General features: G+C 68.0%; 17 protein-coding genes and 5 pseudogenes. 8 read left to right on the top strand and 14 right to left on the bottom strand.

The window, feature by feature from the left end; translation table 11 throughout:
* Positions 1–218: 218 nt before the first annotated feature.
* The 6 genes from IEY36_RS16725 to IEY36_RS16700 are packed head-to-tail and all read right to left on the bottom strand — an operon-like array spanning position 219 to position 6,979.
* Positions 219–1,526 carry an NtaA/DmoA family FMN-dependent monooxygenase gene (locus tag IEY36_RS16725; RefSeq protein WP_188968671.1) on the bottom strand — a complete coding sequence of 436 codons (1,308 nt, stop codon included), beginning with the start codon at positions 1,524–1,526 and terminating at the stop codon, positions 219–221.
* Between the two features lie 37 nt (positions 1,527–1,563).
* On the bottom strand, positions 1,564–2,436 hold the full coding sequence (locus tag IEY36_RS16720) for an ABC transporter permease (RefSeq protein WP_188968649.1): 873 nt from the start codon (positions 2,434–2,436) through the stop codon (positions 1,564–1,566).
* A complete protein-coding gene (locus tag IEY36_RS16715) occupies positions 2,433–3,350 on the bottom strand; it encodes an ABC transporter permease (RefSeq protein WP_188968647.1) in 918 nt (305 codons plus the stop codon). Before IEY36_RS16715 ends, IEY36_RS16720 begins: the two co-directional genes overlap by 4 nt.
* A 16-nt stretch (positions 3,351–3,366) precedes the next feature.
* Positions 3,367–4,908 carry an ABC transporter substrate-binding protein gene (locus IEY36_RS16710; RefSeq protein WP_188968645.1) on the bottom strand — a complete coding sequence of 514 codons (1,542 nt, stop codon included), beginning with the start codon at positions 4,906–4,908 and terminating at the stop codon, positions 3,367–3,369.
* A gap of 60 nt (positions 4,909–4,968) precedes the next feature.
* A complete protein-coding gene (locus tag IEY36_RS16705) occupies positions 4,969–5,928 on the bottom strand; it encodes an ABC transporter ATP-binding protein (RefSeq protein ID WP_188968643.1) in 960 nt (319 codons plus the stop codon).
* Position 5,929: 1 nt separating this feature from the next.
* Entirely contained in the window at positions 5,930–6,979 is a 1,050-nt protein-coding gene (locus IEY36_RS16700) for an ABC transporter ATP-binding protein (RefSeq protein ID WP_308423176.1), read from the bottom strand.
* Positions 6,980–7,258: 279 nt separating this feature from the next.
* Here IEY36_RS16700 and IEY36_RS31360 point away from each other — a divergent pair.
* From IEY36_RS31360 to IEY36_RS31355, 3 pseudogenes are all read left to right on the top strand, one after another.
* Positions 7,259–7,417 (top strand): annotated as a pseudogene (locus IEY36_RS31360) (transposase); the annotation flags it as partial.
* Between the two features lie 107 nt (positions 7,418–7,524).
* Positions 7,525–8,022: pseudogene (locus IEY36_RS16690) on the top strand (IS3 family transposase); the annotation flags it as partial.
* Positions 7,958–8,146 (top strand): annotated as a pseudogene (locus IEY36_RS31355) (hypothetical protein); the annotation flags it as partial. The pseudogenes IEY36_RS16690 and IEY36_RS31355, both read left to right, overlap by 65 nt.
* 31 nt (positions 8,147–8,177) lie before the next feature.
* Here IEY36_RS31355 and IEY36_RS16685 read toward each other — a convergent pair.
* From IEY36_RS16685 to IEY36_RS16665, 5 genes and pseudogenes are all read right to left on the bottom strand, one after another.
* Positions 8,178–8,509: pseudogene (locus tag IEY36_RS16685) on the bottom strand (transposase); the annotation flags it as partial.
* A gap of 254 nt (positions 8,510–8,763) precedes the next feature.
* A pseudogene (locus IEY36_RS16680) lies at positions 8,764–8,904 on the bottom strand (integrase); the annotation flags it as partial.
* A gap of 29 nt (positions 8,905–8,933) precedes the next feature.
* A complete protein-coding gene (locus IEY36_RS16675; RefSeq protein ID WP_188968641.1) occupies positions 8,934–9,719 on the bottom strand; it encodes an enoyl-CoA hydratase-related protein in 786 nt (261 codons plus the stop codon).
* Positions 9,716–10,867: an ATP-grasp domain-containing protein gene (locus IEY36_RS16670; protein ID WP_188968639.1), complete on the bottom strand. Its 1,152-nt coding sequence runs from the start codon at positions 10,865–10,867 to the stop codon at positions 9,716–9,718. Before IEY36_RS16670 ends, IEY36_RS16675 begins: the two co-directional genes overlap by 4 nt.
* Positions 10,867–11,694 carry a GntR family transcriptional regulator gene (locus IEY36_RS16665; protein ID WP_188968638.1) on the bottom strand — a complete coding sequence of 276 codons (828 nt, stop codon included), beginning with the start codon at positions 11,692–11,694 and terminating at the stop codon, positions 10,867–10,869. Before IEY36_RS16665 ends, IEY36_RS16670 begins: the two co-directional genes overlap by 1 nt.
* Before the next feature lie 131 nt (positions 11,695–11,825).
* On the opposite strand from IEY36_RS16665, the gene IEY36_RS16660 reads away from it, so the two are divergent.
* The 3 genes from IEY36_RS16660 to IEY36_RS16650 are packed head-to-tail and all read left to right on the top strand — an operon-like array spanning position 11,826 to position 14,688.
* Positions 11,826–12,698, top strand: coding sequence for a succinate--CoA ligase subunit alpha (locus IEY36_RS16660; protein ID WP_188968637.1), 873 nt, complete (start codon positions 11,826–11,828; stop codon positions 12,696–12,698).
* A gap of 36 nt (positions 12,699–12,734) precedes the next feature.
* Complete coding sequence (locus IEY36_RS16655; protein ID WP_188968636.1) at positions 12,735–13,709, top strand: Bug family tripartite tricarboxylate transporter substrate binding protein; 975 nt, start codon at positions 12,735–12,737, stop codon at positions 13,707–13,709.
* Positions 13,710–13,722: 13 nt separating this feature from the next.
* A complete protein-coding gene (locus IEY36_RS16650) occupies positions 13,723–14,688 on the top strand; it encodes a hydroxymethylglutaryl-CoA lyase (RefSeq protein WP_188968635.1) in 966 nt (321 codons plus the stop codon).
* Between the two features lie 312 nt (positions 14,689–15,000).
* Here IEY36_RS16650 and IEY36_RS16645 read toward each other — a convergent pair whose 3' ends face one another.
* Genes IEY36_RS16645 through IEY36_RS16635 form a run of 3 tightly spaced genes read right to left on the bottom strand, consistent with a single transcriptional unit; the run spans position 15,001 to position 18,226 of the window.
* On the bottom strand, positions 15,001–16,569 hold the full coding sequence (locus tag IEY36_RS16645; RefSeq protein WP_188968634.1) for an ABC transporter substrate-binding protein: 1,569 nt from the start codon (positions 16,567–16,569) through the stop codon (positions 15,001–15,003).
* The gene (locus IEY36_RS16640; RefSeq protein WP_188968633.1) at positions 16,566–17,348 is read right to left on the bottom strand and encodes an SDR family NAD(P)-dependent oxidoreductase; all 783 of its coding nucleotides are present in this window, start codon (positions 17,346–17,348) and stop codon (positions 16,566–16,568) included. Before IEY36_RS16640 ends, IEY36_RS16645 begins: the two co-directional genes overlap by 4 nt.
* Complete coding sequence (locus IEY36_RS16635; protein WP_188968631.1) at positions 17,345–18,226, bottom strand: phytanoyl-CoA dioxygenase family protein; 882 nt, start codon at positions 18,224–18,226, stop codon at positions 17,345–17,347. The genes IEY36_RS16640 and IEY36_RS16635 overlap by 4 nt, the downstream gene beginning before the upstream one ends.
* 130 nt (positions 18,227–18,356) lie before the next feature.
* Here IEY36_RS16635 and IEY36_RS16630 point away from each other — a divergent pair, with 130 nt between their 5' ends.
* Together IEY36_RS16630 and IEY36_RS16625 are read left to right on the top strand one after the other, a co-directional pair.
* Complete coding sequence (locus tag IEY36_RS16630; RefSeq protein WP_188968629.1) at positions 18,357–19,343, top strand: Bug family tripartite tricarboxylate transporter substrate binding protein; 987 nt, start codon at positions 18,357–18,359, stop codon at positions 19,341–19,343.
* Positions 19,344–19,352: 9 nt separating this feature from the next.
* On the top strand, positions 19,353–20,123 hold the full coding sequence (locus IEY36_RS16625; RefSeq protein ID WP_188968627.1) for a putative hydro-lyase: 771 nt from the start codon (positions 19,353–19,355) through the stop codon (positions 20,121–20,123).
* Position 20,124: the final 1 nt, after the last annotated feature.

Here is a 20,124-nt window from a genome sequence, read left to right as displayed (position 1 = left end):
GGGCCGGCGCCCGGTTCCCTCCGGCGCGGCGTGAAGCCCCGAGGCCAAGGCCATCGGCGGGGGGGGGCAGCGACGTTGGTTGCCCTGTTGGAGGCCAGCCGGCCTCCTCCGCCGCCTGGCTGGCAGTAGCGGGCCCGAACCAGTACAATTCCGCGACTAGGGGGCCGGTGCCGCCTACGGCACGATCAGATGGTATGCTGTAGGGCTCGGCACCGCGGTCAGAACTCCATCAGGTTCTCCCGGAACGTCTTGTAGCTATAACCACGCTTCGTCAGGCCGCGCTTCTGCAGCACCGGCACCAGCCCGTCGCAGATCTCGGCAACGTAACGGCGGCTGAAATCGCCGAAGGTGAGCAGGAAGCCATCGCCGCCGACCTCCTGCATCACCTCCTCCATCATGCCGGCGACGTGTTCGGGCGTGCCGGTGTAGTCGAGCCCGGAGCGGTTGGCGCGTTGCTTGGTGATCTCGCGCGGGGTGCGACCGACCCATTTCTTCGCGGCCGACTGGTGTCCGTTGGAGGTCAGCGGCGGAAGGGGCTCATCCAGCGGGAACTGCGAGAAGTCGATGCCGGTCAGCGTGGACATCATCGCGAGCGCAAACTCGATGTTCTGCTCCGCGAAGGCGATCTCATCGCGACGCCGCTGGCGCGCCGATTCCATGTCGCGATCGATGATCGGATCGGCCAGGAACAGCACCTTGATGGTGTCCGGGTTGCGCCCCTGCTCGACGGCCGTCGCGCGGATGACCTCGCGCTGGCGTTTCATGTCGGCGACGGATTCCGCGGTGGCGATGATGGTGTCGGCCCAGCGCGAGGCGAAGCGAAGCCCGCGCGGCGACCCGCCCGCCTGGCACAGCACCGGCCGCCCCTGCGGCGAGCGCGGGGCGGTCAGCGGACCGCGGCAGGAGAAGTACTTCCCCTTGTAGTTGATCGGGTGGACCTTGTTGCCGTCCGCGAAGATGACGTTGTCCCGGTCCAGCACGACGGCGTCCGGCTCCCAGCTGTCCCAGAGCTTGGTGACGATGTCCGCCACCTCGTCGGCGCGATCGTAGCGCTCGTCATGGGGGACGTGCTTGTCCTTGCCGTAGTTCTGCGCGCCGCCGTCATTGCTGCCGGTTACCATGTTCCAGCCGACCCGGCCCTCGGTCAGGTGGTCGAGCGAATTCACCAGTCGCGCCAGCAGGTAGGGCGGATACTCGCTGGCCGACAGCGTGGGCACGAGACCGAGATGCTTCGTGGCCATGGCGAGGTACGGCACCAGCGTCGCCGGATCGAGCTTCGGCGTCGCCGCAGCCTGGCGCAGATAGGCATTGTGCGAGTTCTGATAGGTGTAGGGGACGTTGCAGCTATCTTCGATGATCAGGTAGTCGAAGCAGGCCCGCTCCATGGAACGCGCGAGATCCACGAAGAGGTCGGGCATCATCCAGCGCGCCTGGGTGGCATCCGTGCCGCCCCATTCGTGGTGCCAGGCCTTCGGTCCGAAGCCACGCGAGAGGAACCACGAGAGGTGAAAGGGCTTGCTGCTCATGAGGGCGTCCTTGTGGGCGGAATGTCCGGCGTAGGCATCAGCGCGGCGCCAGGCGGGATTTCGGGTCCACATGCTCGCGCAACCCGTTGCCGAACATGTTGATTCCCCAGACGAGGATGATGATGGCAAGGCCGGCAAGGTTCGCGATCCAAGGCGCGACGAAGAGCCGGCTGCTGCCCTCCGAGAGGATGTTGCCCCAGGTCGCGGTCGGTGCCGGCAGGCCGAGGCCGAGATAGGAAAGCGCCGTCTCCTGGAGCACCATCTGGGCGACCTGCAGCGTCGACACCACCGTCAGCACCGGCACCATCTGCGGCAGGAGATGCCGCCAGATCACGTAACGGTCCGACGCGCCATACAGCGTCGCCGCCTCGACGAAGGGGCGCTGGCGGAGCGCCCGCGTCAGGTTGAAGACAACGCGGGCATAGATCATCCAGCGTGACACGCCGAGCACGAAGATCAGGTTCACGGCGCTGCCGCCGAGCGCGGCCACCATCAGGATCGCGAGCAGGATGTCGGGAAAGGCCATCTGTGCATCGGCGAAGCGCATGATCACCTGTTCCCAGCGGCCGCCCTTGTAGCCGGCGATGAGGCCGGCCGCGCTGCCAAGCAGGCAGGAGAACAGCATCGAGGTGACGCCGACCAGGATCGAAAGGCGGGAGCCGTAGATCAGGCGCGACAGCAGGTCCCGCCCATAGGCGTCGGTGCCGAGCCAGTGGGCCGCGCTACCACCGGCCATCCAGGCCGGCGGCTTCATGCGAATCGACAGGCTCTGCTGGTATGGATCGTAGGGCGCGATCAGGGGCGCGAAGATGGCCACCAACACGGCGCCCAACACGATGCCGCCCCCCAGCGTCATCTTGAATCCCTTGCCGAACAGCGCACGGCGCGGGCGCAGCGTGGTCGCGCTCAATGTCGCCGAATCCTAGGGTCGATCAGCATCTGCAGGAGGTCCACGGCGAGGTTGGTCAGCACGATGCCGACCGCGATGACCAGCACGCCGGCCTCCACCACCGGCACGTCGCGGTTGGAGATGCTGGTCAGCATCAGCCGGCCCACACCCGGCCAGGCGAAGATGGTCTCGGTGATGATGGAGCCGCCCATCAGCGTGCCGATCTGTATGCCGAGGAAGCTTAGCAGCGGGTTCAGCGAGACCGGCAGCACATGGGTCAGCAGCACGCGCAGACGCGACAGGCCCTTGGCGCGGGCGGCGATGACGAACTGCTCGCCTGACATCTCCAGCACGCTGGCGCGCGTGATGAGGACGATGTTCGGCAGCAGGAAAGTGGCGAGGGTGACCGCCGGCAATATCATATGCCGCCAGCCGCCCGCGCCGGAGGTCGGAAGCCAGCCGAGCTTCAGCGCAAAAAGCTGGATCAGCAGGATCCCGAGCCAGAAGCTCGGCATGGACTGGCCCGCCACGGCGACAGACGAGATGGCGAGATCCGCGAGCCGGTCCCGCCACACCGCGCAGACCAGGCCGAGGATGACGCCCAGCACGATGGCGAGCAGCAGTCCCGTCCCCGCAAGTTGCAGCGTGCCGCCCAGGCGCTGGAACACGGTCGAGAGGGCCGGCTCGTTGAACTGCAGGGACAGCCCGAAATCACCCTGCGCCAGGTCGCGCAGGAAGATCAGGAACTGGATCGGGATCGGCTCGTCCAGGTGCAGTTTCTCCGTCAGGGCAGCGACCTGCTCGGGCGTCGAGGTGACGTCGAGGAAGATGTCCACGGGATTGCCCGTGAGGCGCAGCACCACGAAGGTCACCAGCGCCACCAGGAACAGGGAGATCGGCAGGAGCATCAGCCGACGCGCAGCGTAGGCAAGCACTGTCGCTGTCCGCCCGTCAGGCAATATCCGCCGCGGCGAGGCGGAGGATCTTGTCGGATGCGGCGCCGAAGCCGGTCACCTTCCTGTTCACCGCATAGAGGCTCGGCAGCCCGAACAGGAACATGGCCGGGTTCTCGGCATGGAGGATCTCCATCATGCGGTGATAGGCCTGCTCCCGTGCCGCCTGGTCGTTGGTCGAGCGTGCTTCGACGAAGAGCCGTTCATATTCGTCGTTCTTCCAGACCGACCGGCGACTGCCCTCGGTGAACCAGACCGTCGCGAAGTCGGCGTCGCCCAGGCTGTACCAGCCAATCATGTAGATCGGCCCGGCCCGCTGCGCGCGCTGCATCTGCGTCCAGACGCCACCCTCGACGACGTTCACGGTGGCGTTGACGCCGATGTTGGAGAGCATGCCGGCGACGGCATTGGAGATGTCCACGTCGGAGACGTACTTGCCCGACTGGGTGGCGATGGGGATCGGCGTGCGGAAGTTGAACCCGGCCTCCCGCAGCATAGCCTTCGCCCGGTCGGGATCGAAGGGACGCGGCTTAAGTGCGGGATTGAAGCCGAAGGTGTTGGAGGTGAGCAACTGCCCCTGCAACAGCTCGCCGCGACCCTTCAGCAATTCCCGACGGATCGCTTCCTTGTCGATGGCGTAGTCAAATGCCTCCCGCACCTTCGGGTTGTTGAAGGGCGGCACACGGACGTCGTAGGTCAGGATCAGCCCGACGCTGGAGACGATCTCGTCCAGCTTGGCGGCGGAGGAACTCTCGACCTGCGGGATCAGGTCGATGGGCACTTCCTCGATGATGTGCGTCTCGCCGGCGACGAGGGAGGCGATGCGCGTGCCGGGGTCGGGGATCTCGCGGATGACGATGCGGTCCACCTTCGGCGCGCCGCCCCAATAGTCCTTGTTCGCCGTCAGTTCGTAGCGGTCGCCCGGGACCCAGCGCTGGAAGACGAAGGGGCCGGTGCCCATCGGCCGGGTCGAGATGCCGTCGAAGCCGACGCGCTCGAAATAGGCTTTGCTCTGCAGCTGGATATTGGAGAGGCCCTGGAGGATTGTCGGGAAGACGGCCCGTGCCGTGAGGTTCAGCGTGTACTTGTCCACCACGGTCGCCTGGGTGACCGGCGCGATGCGCGCCAGGGATCCGTAGCCATTGGCCGGATTGATCACGTAGTTGATGGTGTAGGCGGCATCCTCGGCGGTGAACTCGCTGCCGTCGTGGAACTTCACGCCCTGGCGCAGCTTGAACTGCGTCGTCACCTCATCGAGCTGGGTGTGGCTTTCCGCCAGGCCCGGCACGGCCTGGCCGGCATTGTCGCGCGAATAGAGCGCCTCATTGGTCTGGCTGATCAGGCTGGAGGAGGCGAAGGAGGAGATGCCTGGGCGCAGCGAGTCCGGAAAGACCGAGGCGCCGACCACCAGTGTCTTCCCGGCAGCACACGCCGGCTGCGGAAGGCCGAAGCCAGCCACCGCGCCGCCGGCCAGGGCCGCCTGCCCCAATCCCCGGCGAGTCAGGCCGAAAGGAGCGGTCTTCGATCGGTCAGTCGGCATGGGGATGTCCTTTTCGACCAGGATTGCGCGGATCCGGTGCCGCGCCTTGGGAAGTGGGCGTCACGACGGCAGGCTCTCTGCGAGGTGGCAGGCAGCAACGTGGCCTGGCGCCAGTTCGCGCAGCGCTGGATCCTCCTCGCGGCAACGTGCCTGGGCATGGACACAGCGCGTATGGAAGCGACAGCCGCTTGGCACCGCATCGGCGCTGGCGATCTCGCCGATGGCGTCCATGCGCCTTCGCGTCATGCCCGGCCGGTGCGACGGCACCGCGGAGAGCAGGGCGCGCGTATAGGGATGGCGCGGGCTGCGATACAGATCCTGCTTGCTCGCCAGCTCGACGATGCGGCCCAGATACATCACCGCCACGCGCGCCGCGACGTGACGCACGACGCGGAGATCGTGCGAGATGAAGAGGTAGGTCAGGCCGAATTGGTGTTGCAGCCCGGTGAGCAGGTTGACCACCTGCGCCTGCACGGAAACGTCCAGCGCCGAGACCGGTTCGTCGCACACGATGAAGTCGGGTCGCAGGGCCAGGGCGCGTGCGATGCCGATGCGTTGGCGCTGGCCGCCCGAGAATTCATGCGGGTAGCGCGCGGCATAGTCGGCCGACAGGCCCACCAGCGGCAAGAGCTCCGCCACCCGGGCGGCCTGCTCCGCCCGCTTCAGACCGGCGAGATGCATCGGTTCCGACACGAGCGCGCCGACGGTCATGCGCGGGTTGAAAGAGCTTCCGGGGTCCTGGAAAATCAGCTGCATGCGGCGTCGATACGCCCGCAACGTGTCGGCCTTGGCTGCGGTGATCTCGGTGCCGTCGAAGGCGATGCTGCCGCCATCGGGCTCCGCCAGGCGCACGAGAAGACGGCCCGTGGTCGTCTTGCCGCAGCCGCTTTCGCCCACCAGGGCCAGGGTCTCCCCGCGCCGCACGTCGAAACTGATGCCATCCACCGCTTTCACCACGCGGCCGCCGACGGCGAAGTGCCGCGTCAGCTCGCGGATGCGCAGGAGCGGGGTCTGTTCCATCTCAGGCCGCCATCACCGCTTCGACATGCCAGCAGGCGGCGCTGTGCGCGGGCGCGATCGGATTCAGCGGCGGCACGGCGGCGCGGCAGACATCGGACGCCAGGGCACAGCGCGGATGGAAGGGACAGCCGTCCGGCATGGCGAAAGGGCTCGCCACCATGCCCGGAATCGCCGGCAGCACGGCCGGGTCCTCCTCGTCCAGCGCCGGCATGCTGTGCAGCAGACCCTGCGTGTAGGGATGCGCCGGATTGGCGAAGAGGCGGCTCACCGGCGCGCGTTCCACGATCCGCCCGGCGTACATGACCTGGACCGCATCGGCGAATTCGGCCACCACGCCCAGGTCGTGGGTGATCAGCATGATGGCCATGCCCATCTGCTGCTGAAGGTCCCGCAGCAGTTCCAGGATCTGGGCCTGGGTGGTCACGTCCAGCGCCGTGGTGGGCTCGTCGGCGATCAGCAATTGCGGCTCGCAGGCCAACGCCATGGCGATCATCACGCGCTGGCGCATGCCCCCCGACAATTCATGCGGATACTTGTCGAGCGCAGCACGCACGGAAGGCAGGCGGACGAGGCTCAGCAGTTCCTCCGCCCGGCGGTTCGCCGCTGTCCTGCCAAGCCCGAGATGTGCACGGAGCCCTTCGCGCAGCTGGTGGCCGATAGTGAAGATGGGATTCAGGGAGGTCGTCGGATCCTGGAAGATCATGCCGATCCTGCGGCCGCGGATGCGGCACATCTCGGCTTCGCGCATCGGCACGATGTCGCTGCCATCGAAGACGACGCGCCCGCCCGATATCCGAGCAGCGTGGTCAGGCAAGAGGCGCATCAGCGCCAGCGCGGTCACGCTCTTGCCACTGCCGGATTCACCGACGACGCCGAGCACCTGGCCTTTCGCCACATCGAAGCCGATGCGATGCACGGCCTCGAAGCGACCCTGCCCGGTCTGGAATTCCACCGTCAGATCACGCACGGACAGCAGCGTGCGGGCATCCATCGGCGCCTCAGCCAAGGCCAGTTCCTGCGAGGCGTGGCTCGTTGCGATATCCTCGGCCAAGCAGGCTCCTCGCCGCATTCCCGCTGCGTTGCTGTCGGTGTCCGTCCGGCAACGAAAGCAAGGAGCATGCCATGAGGCGGCGCATCGGCCGCACCCGGTGTCGCGCTGCGATCATTCGGGGCGATGCGGCTCCGTCCGGCCCGGAGGCGATGAGCCCTCCCTGATCAGGCGTGGCGTTGGACAGGGCGGCCGGCGGGTACACGCATCGCCATGGCGGCTCAGTACTGAAGTTGACCCGGTTTCGTGGACACCCCGAGGCTTGAGACGGAGGTTTTCGAGATGCCCAGATTCAGAGTGCCCTACCCGCCGGAGTTCCGGCGACAGATGGTGGTGTTGGTCCGATCAGGACGAAATCCGCAGGACCTTGCCCGCGAGTTCGAGCCGAATGCGCAGTCGATCGTGCACTGGATCCGCCAAGCGGAGCGCGATGGCCGGGAACGCCGCGACGAGGGTGCTGCCAGCGCCGCGCGAGAGGAACTGAGCAAGCTCCGCCGTGAGGACCATCGGCTGCGCCAGGAGCGCGATATCCTGGCAAAGGCGGCGGCCTGGTTCGCGAAGGACAAGACCCCGTCCGGGTCTTCGAATTCATCAGCGCGCACCAGGCCGAATTCCCCATCCGTGTCATGGCCCGCGTTCTGCGGGTCTCAGTCTCTGGCTACTACGCCTGGCGCAGCCGGCCGGCCTCGTCGCGCGCCCAGGCCGATGCCGCCTTGCTGCGCCGGATCCGCACGATCCACGTGGCCTCACACGGCACCTACGGCGCGCCGCGGCTGCATGCCGAGTTGCAAGCCGAGGGCACGGCGATCGCCCGCAAGCGTGTGGCGCGGCTGATGCGCCAGGCCGGGCTGCGCGGTGTGCCACGGCGACGCTTCCCGACCACGACGCGGCGCGAGCCGACGCACGCACCGGCCAACGATCTTGTCGGCCGGGTCTTCACCGCACCTGGGCCGAACCTGCTGTGGGTGGCCGACATCACCTATGTGCCGACGGCGGCAGGCTTCATGTTCCTGGCCGTTGTGCTCGATGCCTGGTCCCGACGCATCGTCGGCTTGGCGGATGGCCGCGGACCTGCGAACGCGCCTAGTGCTCGACGCCCTCGACATGGCGGTGACCAGCAGGAAACCCGCTGGTGTCGTGCATCACAGCGATCAGGGCAGCCAATACACTTCCCTGGCCTTCGGAATGCGATGCCGGGAAGCCGGCGTGCGCCGACCGCGTAGGCGCCCTGCAGATGGCGCACCACGTCGCGGCGCACGGCGGGCCTCACCACTTTCACCGCAGCACGTCCTGCAACTTCGTCTTGTCGAGCGTGAGGTCCGCTACCAGCCGTTTCAGCCTAGCGTTTTCCTCCTCGAGCTGCTTCAGGCGCCGGATCTCCGCCACGCCCATCCCGGCGAACTGCTTCTTCCACCTGTAGAATGTCGGCTCGGACACGCCAAGCTTGCGGCAGATCTCGGCCACCGCCGTGCCGCTCTCCGCCTGCCTCAGGGCGAAGGCGATCTGCTCATCCGTGTATCGCTTCTGCTTCATGGCACCCTCCCTCCTTGGTCAGAGTGCCCGAAAAAATTGCCTTCCCGCCGGACCAGTTTCCGGGTTCAGGACCAAGTAGGGAGGCCCGCTGATGATGGTCCAGAGCTTCCCCAAGAACGTGGCCGCGCCGCCATCCCGGTTACGATCCACCGGCAGGCTGGGTCCCGCCGGCTCAGCGCCCGAAGCCGCGGTAGTTGAGACGCGGCACTTAGCCAATCTGAATTGATCACTGTGATCAGTGCATGGATCAGGACTCACGCCTTCACCCGCATGCAAAACGTCGCCCACTCCTGCATAAGTGTGGCCCGCTTCTCGAACAGGTCGCCCCGCCGGTAGGCGGCCTCGACCTTGTCACCAACGGCGTGCGCAAGGGCCGCCTCAGCGACCGAATGCGGCTTCATAGCCTTCTGGCGGCGTTTCCGAGTTACCGCCCCGTCCAATTCGGTCTGCGCTTCTCATTGAACGCGCTGCGCCCCTCCCGGGCATCCTCGGTCAGCGCCAGGACGCCGATCTGCGTCTCGAGGAAGGCGAGTGCTTCATCGAACGTCATGGCCTCCGTCTTGCGCAGGGCATACTTGCCGCGGCGCATGGCGGTGGGGCTTTTGTCGAGCAGCCGCCCGACCAGCCAATCCACCTTGGCGTCAAGCTCAGCCCCAGGCGCCACGTGATTCACCAGACCCAGCCGATGGGCCTCGGCCGCGGTGATCGGCTCGCCGGTCAGCGCCAGTTCCGCGAAGGCGCGCTCCGGCATCAGCGCGCGCAGGACACTCGTCACCACCATCGGAAAGACGCCGATCTTCACTTCCGGCAGCCCGAACAGGGCGTGGTCCGCGGCAACCACCATGTCGCACATGGCCATCAGCCCCATCCCGCCCGCCATGCAGTGCCCATTGACGCGGGCGATCAGCGGTATGGGCAGGTCGCGCACCTGGCGCAGCAGCGCGGTGAAGGGCGTGCCGATCTGCGAGAAGTCCTGCCGGAACGCCACCGAATCCGGTGCGAGGTCGGCGCCGGAGCAGAAGGCGCGGTCACCGGCGCCGGTCAGCACCACCACACCGACATCGCCGCCCTCCACGGCACGGGTCAGCGCCGCGGAGATGCCCCGCTGCACCTCGGCATTCATGGCATTGCGGCGCGCTTCCCGCGTGATCGTCAGCCGCATCACGCGGTCGCGGATATCCGTTGTCAGAACCGACTCGTTCAAGGTCATGACCCTTCCACCGTGCGCCGCAGCGCATCCACGAAGTCATCCAACTCGGTCACGGCGACATAGCCACGTTCGGCCACAAGCTGCGCGGCCTGTGCCATCGTCATCTCCCGTTCCGCGGCGCCGGCGGCGGCGAAGCCGACAACCAGCGGCTTGGGCGGGGGATACTGATCCAACAGGGTGAGCAGGCCCTTCACCGTACCGCCGAGCGAACTGGCGCCGAGCGTCTGGTACATGCCGATTGCCTTGACCGCCGGATTCTCGGCCGCCAGGTCGAAGACCATGCGACCACGGCGGATGAAGCCTTCGGCGCCGCCGCCACCTGGGGCATCGACGAAATTCGCCGCATGCAGGCCAGCATCGCCCAGCAGATCGAGGATGGACATGCCCAGCCCCGCCCCACCCGTGAGCAGCGCCACCTGCCCGGTCAGCTCCACAAAGGTGAAGCCCTGGCTGGCCGCCTCGCCCTCGCGCGGTGGCGATCCTGCGCGTTCGATCGCGGCCGAGCGCAATGCGCTGCGGCCCGGATGCCGGGACGCCGCGGCGTCATCGAGCACCACCTTCGCATCCAGCGCGACCAGCCCGCGTCCCGTCACCAGGCCGAGCGGATTGATCTCGATCAGTGTCGCATCGGCGCGCACGAAGAGACGATGGAGATCGCTCGCGAAGCGCGCCACGGCGCCCTGCTGGCGGGCCGGAATGCCGGCCGCCTTCGCGACCGGCAGAACATCCTGCGCGAACAGCCCACGGCGTGGGTCGATCGGCAGGGTCTGGACTTCGGCCGCGGCGTTCTCGACTTCGATGCCGCCCTGGGCCAACAGCAGCAGACTCACGCATTGCCGCACATCGTCGATGCGCAAGGCCATGTAGTATTCAGCCTCGACGGACAGCGCTTCCTCGACCAGCAAGGGCGGCGCGGACGGGGCCAGGGCCGCCGTCATCCGGCCGATGGTCGCGGCGAGATCCGCCGCCTCGGCACGCGCCACCAGCCCGCGCTTGCCGCGGCCGCCGGCGAGGAGCTGCGCCTTGACCATCGCCGCTGGCCAGGGTGACGCCTGCGGTTGTTCCGATGCTTCGATCAGCAGCCCGCGCGGAATGGCAATGCCCGCTGACGCCAACAGCGCCTTGCCGTCATGTTCGATGAGCCGCACTAGGTTTCCTCCGTCGGGGTCGGCGCCGGGAATATCTCGGCGGCCAGGGGGCGCTCGACCTCCAGCGCGAAGCCGTCGCCGCGGTAGTAGGAGGTGCCCGCCAACGGCACCCGGCCCTCGGCATCGCGGTACCAGCGGCGCATGCGCACCAGCACCTCGCCCATGCCGCAGCCGAGCAACTCGGCGAGCCGTGGATCCGCATGGGTGAGGGTCACCTCCTCCAGCAGCGTCATGCGGGCCGGGCCGATCGCCTGGCGCAGCAGGCGCCCCAGTTTGAAGCGGCTCTCGGCGCCTTGCGGAAAACGGCGGAACAGCGCTGCCTCGATGTAGTAGTCCAGCAGGGCGAAGGGTCGTCCGCCCATGTGGTGACGTTTGAGGATGCGCGTGAAGGGCCCCGTCTCCTGCGGGGCCCGGCTGCGCAGATCGGCAGCGAGCGGCACATCATCGGTGCGTTGGAGCACCTTGATCTGCAGGCCCGTATCGGCGGCGCCGGTATCGCTGATGGCGTCGCGCAGGCTGCGTCCACCCAAACGGTCCAGCGCGTCCGGCATCACCCAGGTGCCGCGCCCCCGACCGATGCCGATCAGCCCTTGCTGCGCCAGGATGGCGAGCGCCTGCCGCATGGTTACCCGCGATACCTGGAAATCCTCGCAGAGCTGCGGCAGGCCCGGGATCAGAGCACCGGGCGCCCATTCGCCCGCCGCGATGCGTTCGCGGAACACGCGCGACAGGCGCAGATACAACGCGACGCGGGACGCATCCTCCGCGGATGAATCGCGGCCGGCGAGCGGCGTGGCTGTCGCGCTGTCGGTGAGGGATGCGGCCATCGGCATGCCTCAAAGGTATTAAGGTTAGGACTATTGCGCAATAGGCCGTTTCTTTCCATCATGCCTCGGCGATAAGGAGGAAACCCCATGCACCAGCGCCGCAACCCCTGGCTCGATCGGCTGGCATAGCCATGGCGGTCCTGTACGAAAGCGGCTGGCGCGTGCTGCTGCAGGGCGCCACCGGGCCCTATGGGTTGGCGCAGCTCGAGGCGATGCGCGATGCGGGTACGCCGCTCGCCGGCGTCGTCGCGCCGGGGCGCGCGGGCGGCACGATCGAGGGCCTGCCCTGCTTCGACCGGATGGCCGACGCCGTCGCCGCCACCGCGGCCCAGGTGAGCATCATCTACGTCCCGGCCTCCGGCGTGCGGGACGCACTGGTGGATGCGGCGGATGCGGGCATCAGGCTCGCGGTCGTCGCCGCCGAATTCGTGCCGGTGCACGATGCGCTGTGGGCGCTCGCCTATGCGCGGGAACGCGGCCTGTGGGTGGTCGGGCCGAATTCGCTCGGCATGATGGTGCCGGGACAGGCGCTGCTGGGCTCGATCGCGACCGGCTTCACCCGGCCCGGCCGGGTCGGGGTCATCGGCCGCAGCGGCACCCTCACCCTCACCGGCACGCGCCTGCTGACCCGCTTCGGCTGCGGCCAGTCGGCCATCACGCATATGGGCGGCGACATGGTGGTGGGCCGCAATCCGCACGAATATCTCGCGCGCTTCCTCGACGATCCGGGGACGGACATCGTCGCCTATCTCGGCGAGATCGGCGGCGGGAAGGAATACGCCATGCTCGACCTCATTGCGGCGCGGCGCAAACCCGTGGTGGCGCTGATCGTCGGGCGCCATGCCCCGCCGGGCAAGCAGATGGGCCATGCCGGCGCGCTGGTCGAGGGCACGCGCGAGACCGCCGCGGCCAAGCGGGCGGCGCTGGCCGAAGCAGGCGCCGTCATCGCCGACAATCCCGAACACTTGGCGCACTGCGTCGCGGAGATGCTTGTGCCGGCCTGACGCACCACCAGGACTGAAACCGAGGAGGAAACAACCATGAAGACAACCCGGCGCGCTCTGCTGGGCGCCTCGGCGGCGCTGCTGCCCCACGGCGCCCGCGCCGAGGATGGCTATCCGAACCGGCCGATCCGCCTGATCGTCGCCTTCCCGCCCGGCAGCATCAACGATTCAACCGCGCGGTTGATCGCACCGGAGCTGTCGCGCGAACTCGGCCAGCCGGTCATCGTCGAGAACCGCGCCGGCGCCGGCGGGCTCGTCGGCACGGAAGTGGTGGTCCGCGCGCCAGCCGATGGCCACGTCATCGGCATCGGGACGATGTCGCAACTCGTGATGAACCTGGCGCTCTACACCAACATTCCGTTCGACCTGGTGAACGGGCTGTCGTTCATCGGCATGATCTCGGACACGCCGTCTCTCCTGGTGGTCAATCCGTCCGTTCCGGCGAACACCCTGGCGGAGCTGATCGCCTATGCGCGGGCCAATCCCGGCAAGCTGAACTATGCCTCGGCCGGCAACGGCTCGATCAACCATGTCGGCACCGAGCAGTTCATGGCGGTGGCGGGCATCCGGATGACCCATATCCCCTATCGCGGCCAGGGGCCGGCGCAGACCGACCTGCTCGCGGGCAATGTGGATCTGAGCTTCGATTCCGGCCCCGCCGCCATCGAGCATGTGCGTGCCGGCCGGATGCGTGCGCTGGCGGTGTCCTTCCGGCATCGCATCGCCCAGTTGCCGGATGTGCCGCTCTTCGCCGAGGCCGGACTGCCCGGCTATGCCAACAACAGCTGGAACCTGCTGATGACCACGGCAGGAACGCCCACGCCGGTGATCCTTCGCCTCAATGCCGTGTTGCGGCGGGTGCTGTCAGATCCGGAGATTCAGCGCCGCTTCGAACTGGGTGCGACCGAGGTGGTGACCGATTCCACCCCGGAGAGCACCGCCACCTTCGTCGAGGCGCAGCGCGCGACGTGGATCCCGATCGCGCGCGGCCTTGGTATCACCTTCAACTAGAGGATGACGGGATATGTCAGACCTGCCGAAGTGCGTGGAGTTCCACGAAGAAGGGCCGCGCGAGGGCTTCCAGATCGAACCACGCATCTATCCCCTGACACAGCGCGCCGCACTGGTCGAGGCGCTGGCCGAGACAGGCCTGAAGGCCGTCCAGGTGGCGTCCTTCGTGTCACCCAAGGCGGTGCCGCAGATGGCGGACACCGAGGCCTTGTTCGCCGCCATCAAGCGGCGCCCCGGTGTACGCTATGAAGCGGTCTGGCTGAACGAACAGGGCTTCCATCGGGCCAGCGCGACGCCGGGCGTAGACCTTTCCGGCAAGATCAGCCTCTACACCTCCGATGCCTTCGCGAAGCGCAACAACAACTGCACCGCGGCCGAGATGCGCGATCGCGTGCTCCGTTGGCTCGACCTTTATTCCGAAGCGGGCCTGACGATCGACCGCGCCCTGGTGATGACCGCCTTTGGCTGCAACTACGAAGGCGAGATCGCGCCGGAACGCCCGGTGGCGGAACTTGTCTGGGCGCATCGGGCCTGCGCCGAACGGGGCATCCGCCTGCCCAAGGTCTATCTGGCCGACACGATGGGGTGGGCCAACCCGCAATCGGTACGCCGCCTGGTCGGCATGGTGCGCGATGCCCTGCCCGATACCCGCGTTGGGCTGCACTTGCATGATACGCGCGGGCTCGGTCCGGCCAATGTCCTGGCAGCGCTGGAGATGGGGGTGGATCTGTTCGACAGCTCCGTGGCCGGGCTTGGCGGCTGCCCCTTTGCCGGGCATGGCGACAGCAGGGGTGCCGGCAACATCTGCACGGAAGACATGGTTTTCCTGTGCCATGAAATGGGCATCGAGACGGGGATCGATCTGGAGAAGCTCATCGAGGCGGCGCGGTTGGCGGAGCGCATCATCGGCCGACCACTGAGCGGGCGGATCATGCATGCGGGTTCGCTCTCGACCTATCGGATGCGCCGCGCCGCCTGACGGACGCGCCGAGCGCCTGATGGCGCTGGCGGTGGGCGGCCTGACCCGCGCTGGCCTTGGCGAGCGCGGCGGGAGCCGGATCAGCCAGCACAATGGCTACCGTGCCGGTGCGGTGGCCGTGCGGCCCGGTCGATAGGCACGAAAGGGCCTCATCCCCACGCGTCACCGGCGGCGAATAGCGTCGCGGCATGTAGGCGCGAGTGCCGCGGCCGTCGCACTGCCAGATCGTGCCCAGGGGATGAACCCCATTGGCAGCCAGCCCGGCTGGCACGTCCGGTTGGACGCCAACCGGGGCGGCTCGCGGTGCTCGCCTTATCGTACCGACACGAAGCGCAGGTCGAGCCGGTTGTCAGGCCGCAGCACCACATCGACCCCCGCGCGCGCGCCCCAGGCGAGGGTCAACTGGTACAGTGGCAGATAGACCATGTTCTCCCGCTCGATCCTGTTCGCCTCGGCGATCAGCCCGCGTCGCGTCGCCGGGTCCATCTCGACGCCGATGCGCCCGACCAGCGCGTCGAACTCGGCATTCGACCAACCCGTCGCGTTCCAAGACCCGTTCCCGCCGCCCTTCGTCTGCAGCGTGTTCCACAGGATGTGATGGGCGTCGAAGGTCGGCGCGTACCAGGCCATCAGATAGAACCGCGTATCGCCGCCCGTGATGCGCGGGAAGAAGCGCGAGCGGGATTCCGGCTGCGCCGTCATCCGAATGCCGATGCGCGCCAGCATCGGCGCAAGCGCCGTGCACACCGCCTCGTCCTGCGGATACTGGTCATTCGTGCAGTTCAGCGCGACGTCGAAGCCTTGCGCGTATCCGGCCTCCTGCATCAGCCGCCGGGCGGCGGCGAGATCGGGCGCCGGGTGGCGATCCATCTCCGGCGCGAAGCCCTCGACCCCCTCCGGGATCATCGACCCGGCCTGCTGCGCCGAACCGCGCATCACCACGCGGCGCAACGCGACACCGTCGATCGCGGCAAACATCGCCTGACGCACGCGCAGATCGGCAAAGGGATGATCGCCGCTCTGGTTGATACCAAGGAACATCACCGCCGGCCGGGCGCCGCGTACGACGCGAAAGGCCGGATTGGCACTGACCTGGGCCGCGGCCTGCTCGGGGATTGGATTGATCAGGTCGACATCGCCGGACAGCAGGGCCGCCAGGCGCGTGGCATCGGAACCGATCGGTGCGAAGGTGACCTCGGTCAGGTCATTCGTCGCGTGATCCCACCAACGCGCATGCCGTTCCAGCTTCACCTGCTGGCCCGCCTCATAGCTGACCAACCGATACGGGCCGGTGCCGTTGGCGTGGCGCGTGGCGAAGTTCTCGGTGCCGGCGCGGCGCGTCGGCGTGTAGGGGCTGGTCGCCTGGTGCGCCTCCGACCACGCCTTGTTCATGATGTAGAAGTTGCATATCTCGGCGAGCAGCACGGGATTGGGTGCGCGGGTGACGATGTCGAAGGTGTTGTCGTCGATCTGTTCGATGCGCTCGATGCTGCGCACCGCCGGCCGCGCGTCGGAGGTCTCGGCCTGGGCGCGCTGCAGCGAGAAGACGACGTCCGCGATGGTCAGCGGCGTGCCATCCTGGAACACCACGCCCTGGCGCAGGGTGAAGCGCCAGCGCGTCGGTTCGACCAGTTGCCAGGCGGTGGCGAGGCCCGGTTCGATTCGCATCTCGCGATTGCGACGCACCAGCGCCTCATAGACATTCATGATGACGCCGAGCGTGTTGGTCTCGGTGGTGCCATGCGGGTCGAAGGTCTGCACCGCGACCGCCTGGCCGACCGTGAAGCTGCGCGCATCAGCCGCCGCTGGCGCCAGTGCCGTGGCGGCCAGGCAGGCGATGAGCGCGAGGCGCGACAGGATGGTTCGGTCGTTGCGGATCACAGAATGGTCCCTCCATCGATGGTGATGTCCTGGCCCGTGATGTTCGTGGCCACGTCGCTGAGCAGGAATCGCACGACGCCGGCGATCTCCTCGGGGGTGCTGATGCGGCCGAGCACGCCGCCCATCCGTTCGGTGTAGCCGGCGATGACCTCGGCCTCGGCCCGGCCGGTCGCCGCGGCTTCGGCACGCCAGAGGCCCTGCATGCGGGGCACGCCAATCGGCCCGGGCATCACCAGGTTGACGGTGACGCCGTGCGGGCCGGCCTCGATGGCGGCGGAGCGGTGCAGGCCGCGCAGCGCCCATTTCGACGCGACGTAGCTCGCCCTGCCCGGCCGACCGCGCTGGCCATGCGTGCCGCCGATCGACACCACGCGACCCGACTTGCGCCGATACATCGCCGGCAGCGCCGCCGAGAGCGTGACGAAGCAGGCCCGCAGGTTGACGGCGATGACAGCGTCGAATTCAGCGACGCTGATCTCGCCGAGCGGCTTGCCCAAAGGCCCGGTGATGCCGGCCGCATTGACCAGCGCATCGATGCGCCCGCCGCACCAGTCGAGCCCGGCGGCCATCGCCGCCCCGGTTGCCGCGGCATCGGCCAGGTCGGCTTCCGCCAGCAGCCAAGGCGTGGCGAGCGTTGCGCCGACGTCGGTCAGCGCCGCCCGGTTGCGGCCGACCAGCACCAGGCTGTAGCCATCCTCGGCCAGCATGCGCGCGATGGCCTGCCCGGTGCCGGACCCGGCACCGGTGATGAAGGCGACGCGATCGCCGACGACGCTCAAGACTGATCCGCCGTGGCGAAGTAGCGCGACCGCAGCTGGCTCTGGCTTTCGAAGATCGAGCCGGGCGCGCGGGTCGGGAAGGGTTGCTTGATGAATACCGGTTCGCTGCGCACCAGGCTGGTGCCGCGGCCGGCGACCATGCGGTCCATGTATTCCGCCCAATCCACGCCATAGAACAGCGGGAAGGCATCGGCCGCGGCGTACTCCAGGAACATCATGCGCCGCATGCGCCCGCTGCGGTTCGGCGCGGAACCATGGATCGCCATCGGATGATGGATGCTGATCGACCCGGCGCGGCCGATCAACGGCACCGCCTGGTCGAGGTCAACGCCATCGCGCGCGATGTCGATGGCACCAACAAAGTAGCCATCGCCGTCATGATGTTCGAGCAGCGGGCCGCGATGGCTGCCGGGCATGACCATCAGCGGCCCGTTATCGGCCAGGCAATCGTCGAGCATCACCGCGACGATGCACATGTCCATGTTGGTGTGCGGCGCGAAGGCCCAGTCCTGGTGCCACTCGATCGGGCTGCCATTGTCGCCGGCCTTGGTGTTGATCTTGCTGTGGCTCAGCCGAATGTCGGGGCCGACGATGGCGGAGACCAGCTGCATCAACGGCGCGCTGCGGGCGAAGTCGAAGAACAGCGGGTCGGCGCTGTGCGGCGTCTTGATCCGACGGATGCGCGGCGCCTCGCGGCGATGGCCAGTGTCAAGTTCCAGGACATCGGTATGGCTGTCGGTGTGGCGAGCGCCATCCATCAGCCGGTCCGTGACCGCGACCAGCGCGCCAAGATCGTCCGGCGGCACCAGATCGGGGATCAGGACAAAGCCATTCTCCCTGAATCTCTCGATGTATTCGACGCACGATTGATCATTCATCGGAACATCTCCAATGCATTGACTGCTCGATCTTCATTTAAGGGTATCGACTTATTCTTCATCGTCGTCGTCGAATTGGAACGCATATTGCTTCCAATTCGCCAGACATCGAGAAAAGGCTTACCCGACGATGACGACACCACACATCAACCGGCGCGTCCTGCTCGCCGCCGGCCTCGCCACACCGGCAATCGCCCGCGCGCAGGCGCCATGGACCCCCGATCGGCCTGTGCGCATCATCATTCCCTTCGCCGCCGGCGGGGCCTCCGACCTGCTGGCGCGCAGCGCCGCGGAGCGGCTCACCGCCAGCCTGGGCGTCTCGGTGATTGTCGAGCCGCGTCCGGGTGCCGGCGGCAATCTCGGCGCGGAAGCCGCGGCGCGCGCGCCGGCGGATGGCCTCACGATCTTCTTCGGCGGCATGTCGAGCAATGCGATCAACCAGGCGCTCTACAGCCAGTTGCGCTTCGACCCCGCGAAGGACCTCGTGCCGCTCGGCATGTTCATCGGCATCGCCAATGTGTTGATGATCAATCCCGCCAAGCACGACTTCGCCGACCTGCGCGCCATGCTCGCCGCCGCGCGCGCCAACCCTGACAGCCTGGCCTATGGCTCGAATGGCGCGGGATCGGTCACTCACCTGACCATGGAGCTTCTCAAACGGGCAGCCGGCGGCATCGAGCTGCTGCACGTGCCCTATCGCGGCTCGGGCCCCGCGGCGGCCGCGCTGATGAGCGGCGACATCGCCATGATGTTCGACGGCGCGCCCAGCGCCGCGCAGCAGATCCGCGCCGGCACGCTGAAGCCGCTCGGCGTCAGCACCGCGACGCGCATCGCCGCGCTGCCGGAAGTCCCCACCCTTGCCGAGGCCGGCGTGCCTGGCTTCGACGTGCCGTCCTGGTACGCGATGTTCGCCCCCGCCGGCATGCCAGCCGCTGCGCAGCAGCGCTGGCGCACGGAACTCGCCGCGCTGTGCCGCGACCCGGCCTTCGTCGCCGTGCTCGACCGCAACGCCGCCGCCTATATGGCGATCGAGGGCGACGCGATGGAACCCTTCCTGGCCACCGAACGCGCCCGGTGGCGCCAGGCGGTGCAGGACAGCGGCGCCAAGGTGGATTGAGCTGCCATCATGGACATCGTCTCCGACGATCCCGTCGAACTCCGCGCGGCATTCCGCGCGGGGTGGTCGCCGCGCAGCACCGCGCGGCTCGCACCCGGCCGCGTGCAGGCCAATCTCGTCGCATTGCCGGCAGCCGCGGCGCTCGACTTCGCCGCCTTCTGCCAGCGCAACCCGCGCGCCTGCCCGGTGCTCGCCATGGGCGCGCCGGGCGAGCGTGTGCTGCATGGCGTCGACCTCGCCACCGACCTGCCGCGCTACCGCGTCTGGCGCGACGGCGCCGCCGCCGAGGAACCGATCGACGTCGCGGCGCTGTGGCGCGACGACCTGGTGGGCTTCCTGCTCGGCTGCTCCTATTCCTTCGAATGGGCGCTCGGCCAGGCCGGCCTGGTGCTGCGCCACTGGGCCAGCGGCAGCAACCCGCCGATCTATCGCACCACCATCCCCTGCGTGCCGGCCGGGCCGTTCGCCGGCGAGGTGATCGTCTCGATGCGGCCGCTGCGCCCCGCCGATGCGATCCGCGCAGTGCAGATCACCAGCCGCTTTCCGCGCGTCCATGGCGCGCCGCTGCATCTGGGGTTGCCGGGCCTGATCGGCGTCGATCTCGAGCGGCGCGACGGCGGCGACGCGCTGCTGCCCGAGGCCGACGAACTGCCGGTGTTCTGGGCCTGCGGCGTCACGCCGGAAAGCGCCCTGCGCGCGGCGAAGTTGCCGTTCGCCATCACGCATTACCCCGGCGCGATGGCGATCACCGACCTGTGGAACGCCGATCTGGCGGAATAGC

Origin of the sequence: Neoroseomonas lacus, assembly GCF_014644535.1 — a bacterium.
GTDB classification, from domain to species: Bacteria; Pseudomonadota; Alphaproteobacteria; order Acetobacterales; family Acetobacteraceae; genus Neoroseomonas; species Neoroseomonas lacus.
This window is presented reverse-complemented; position numbering and strand designations above follow the sequence as displayed.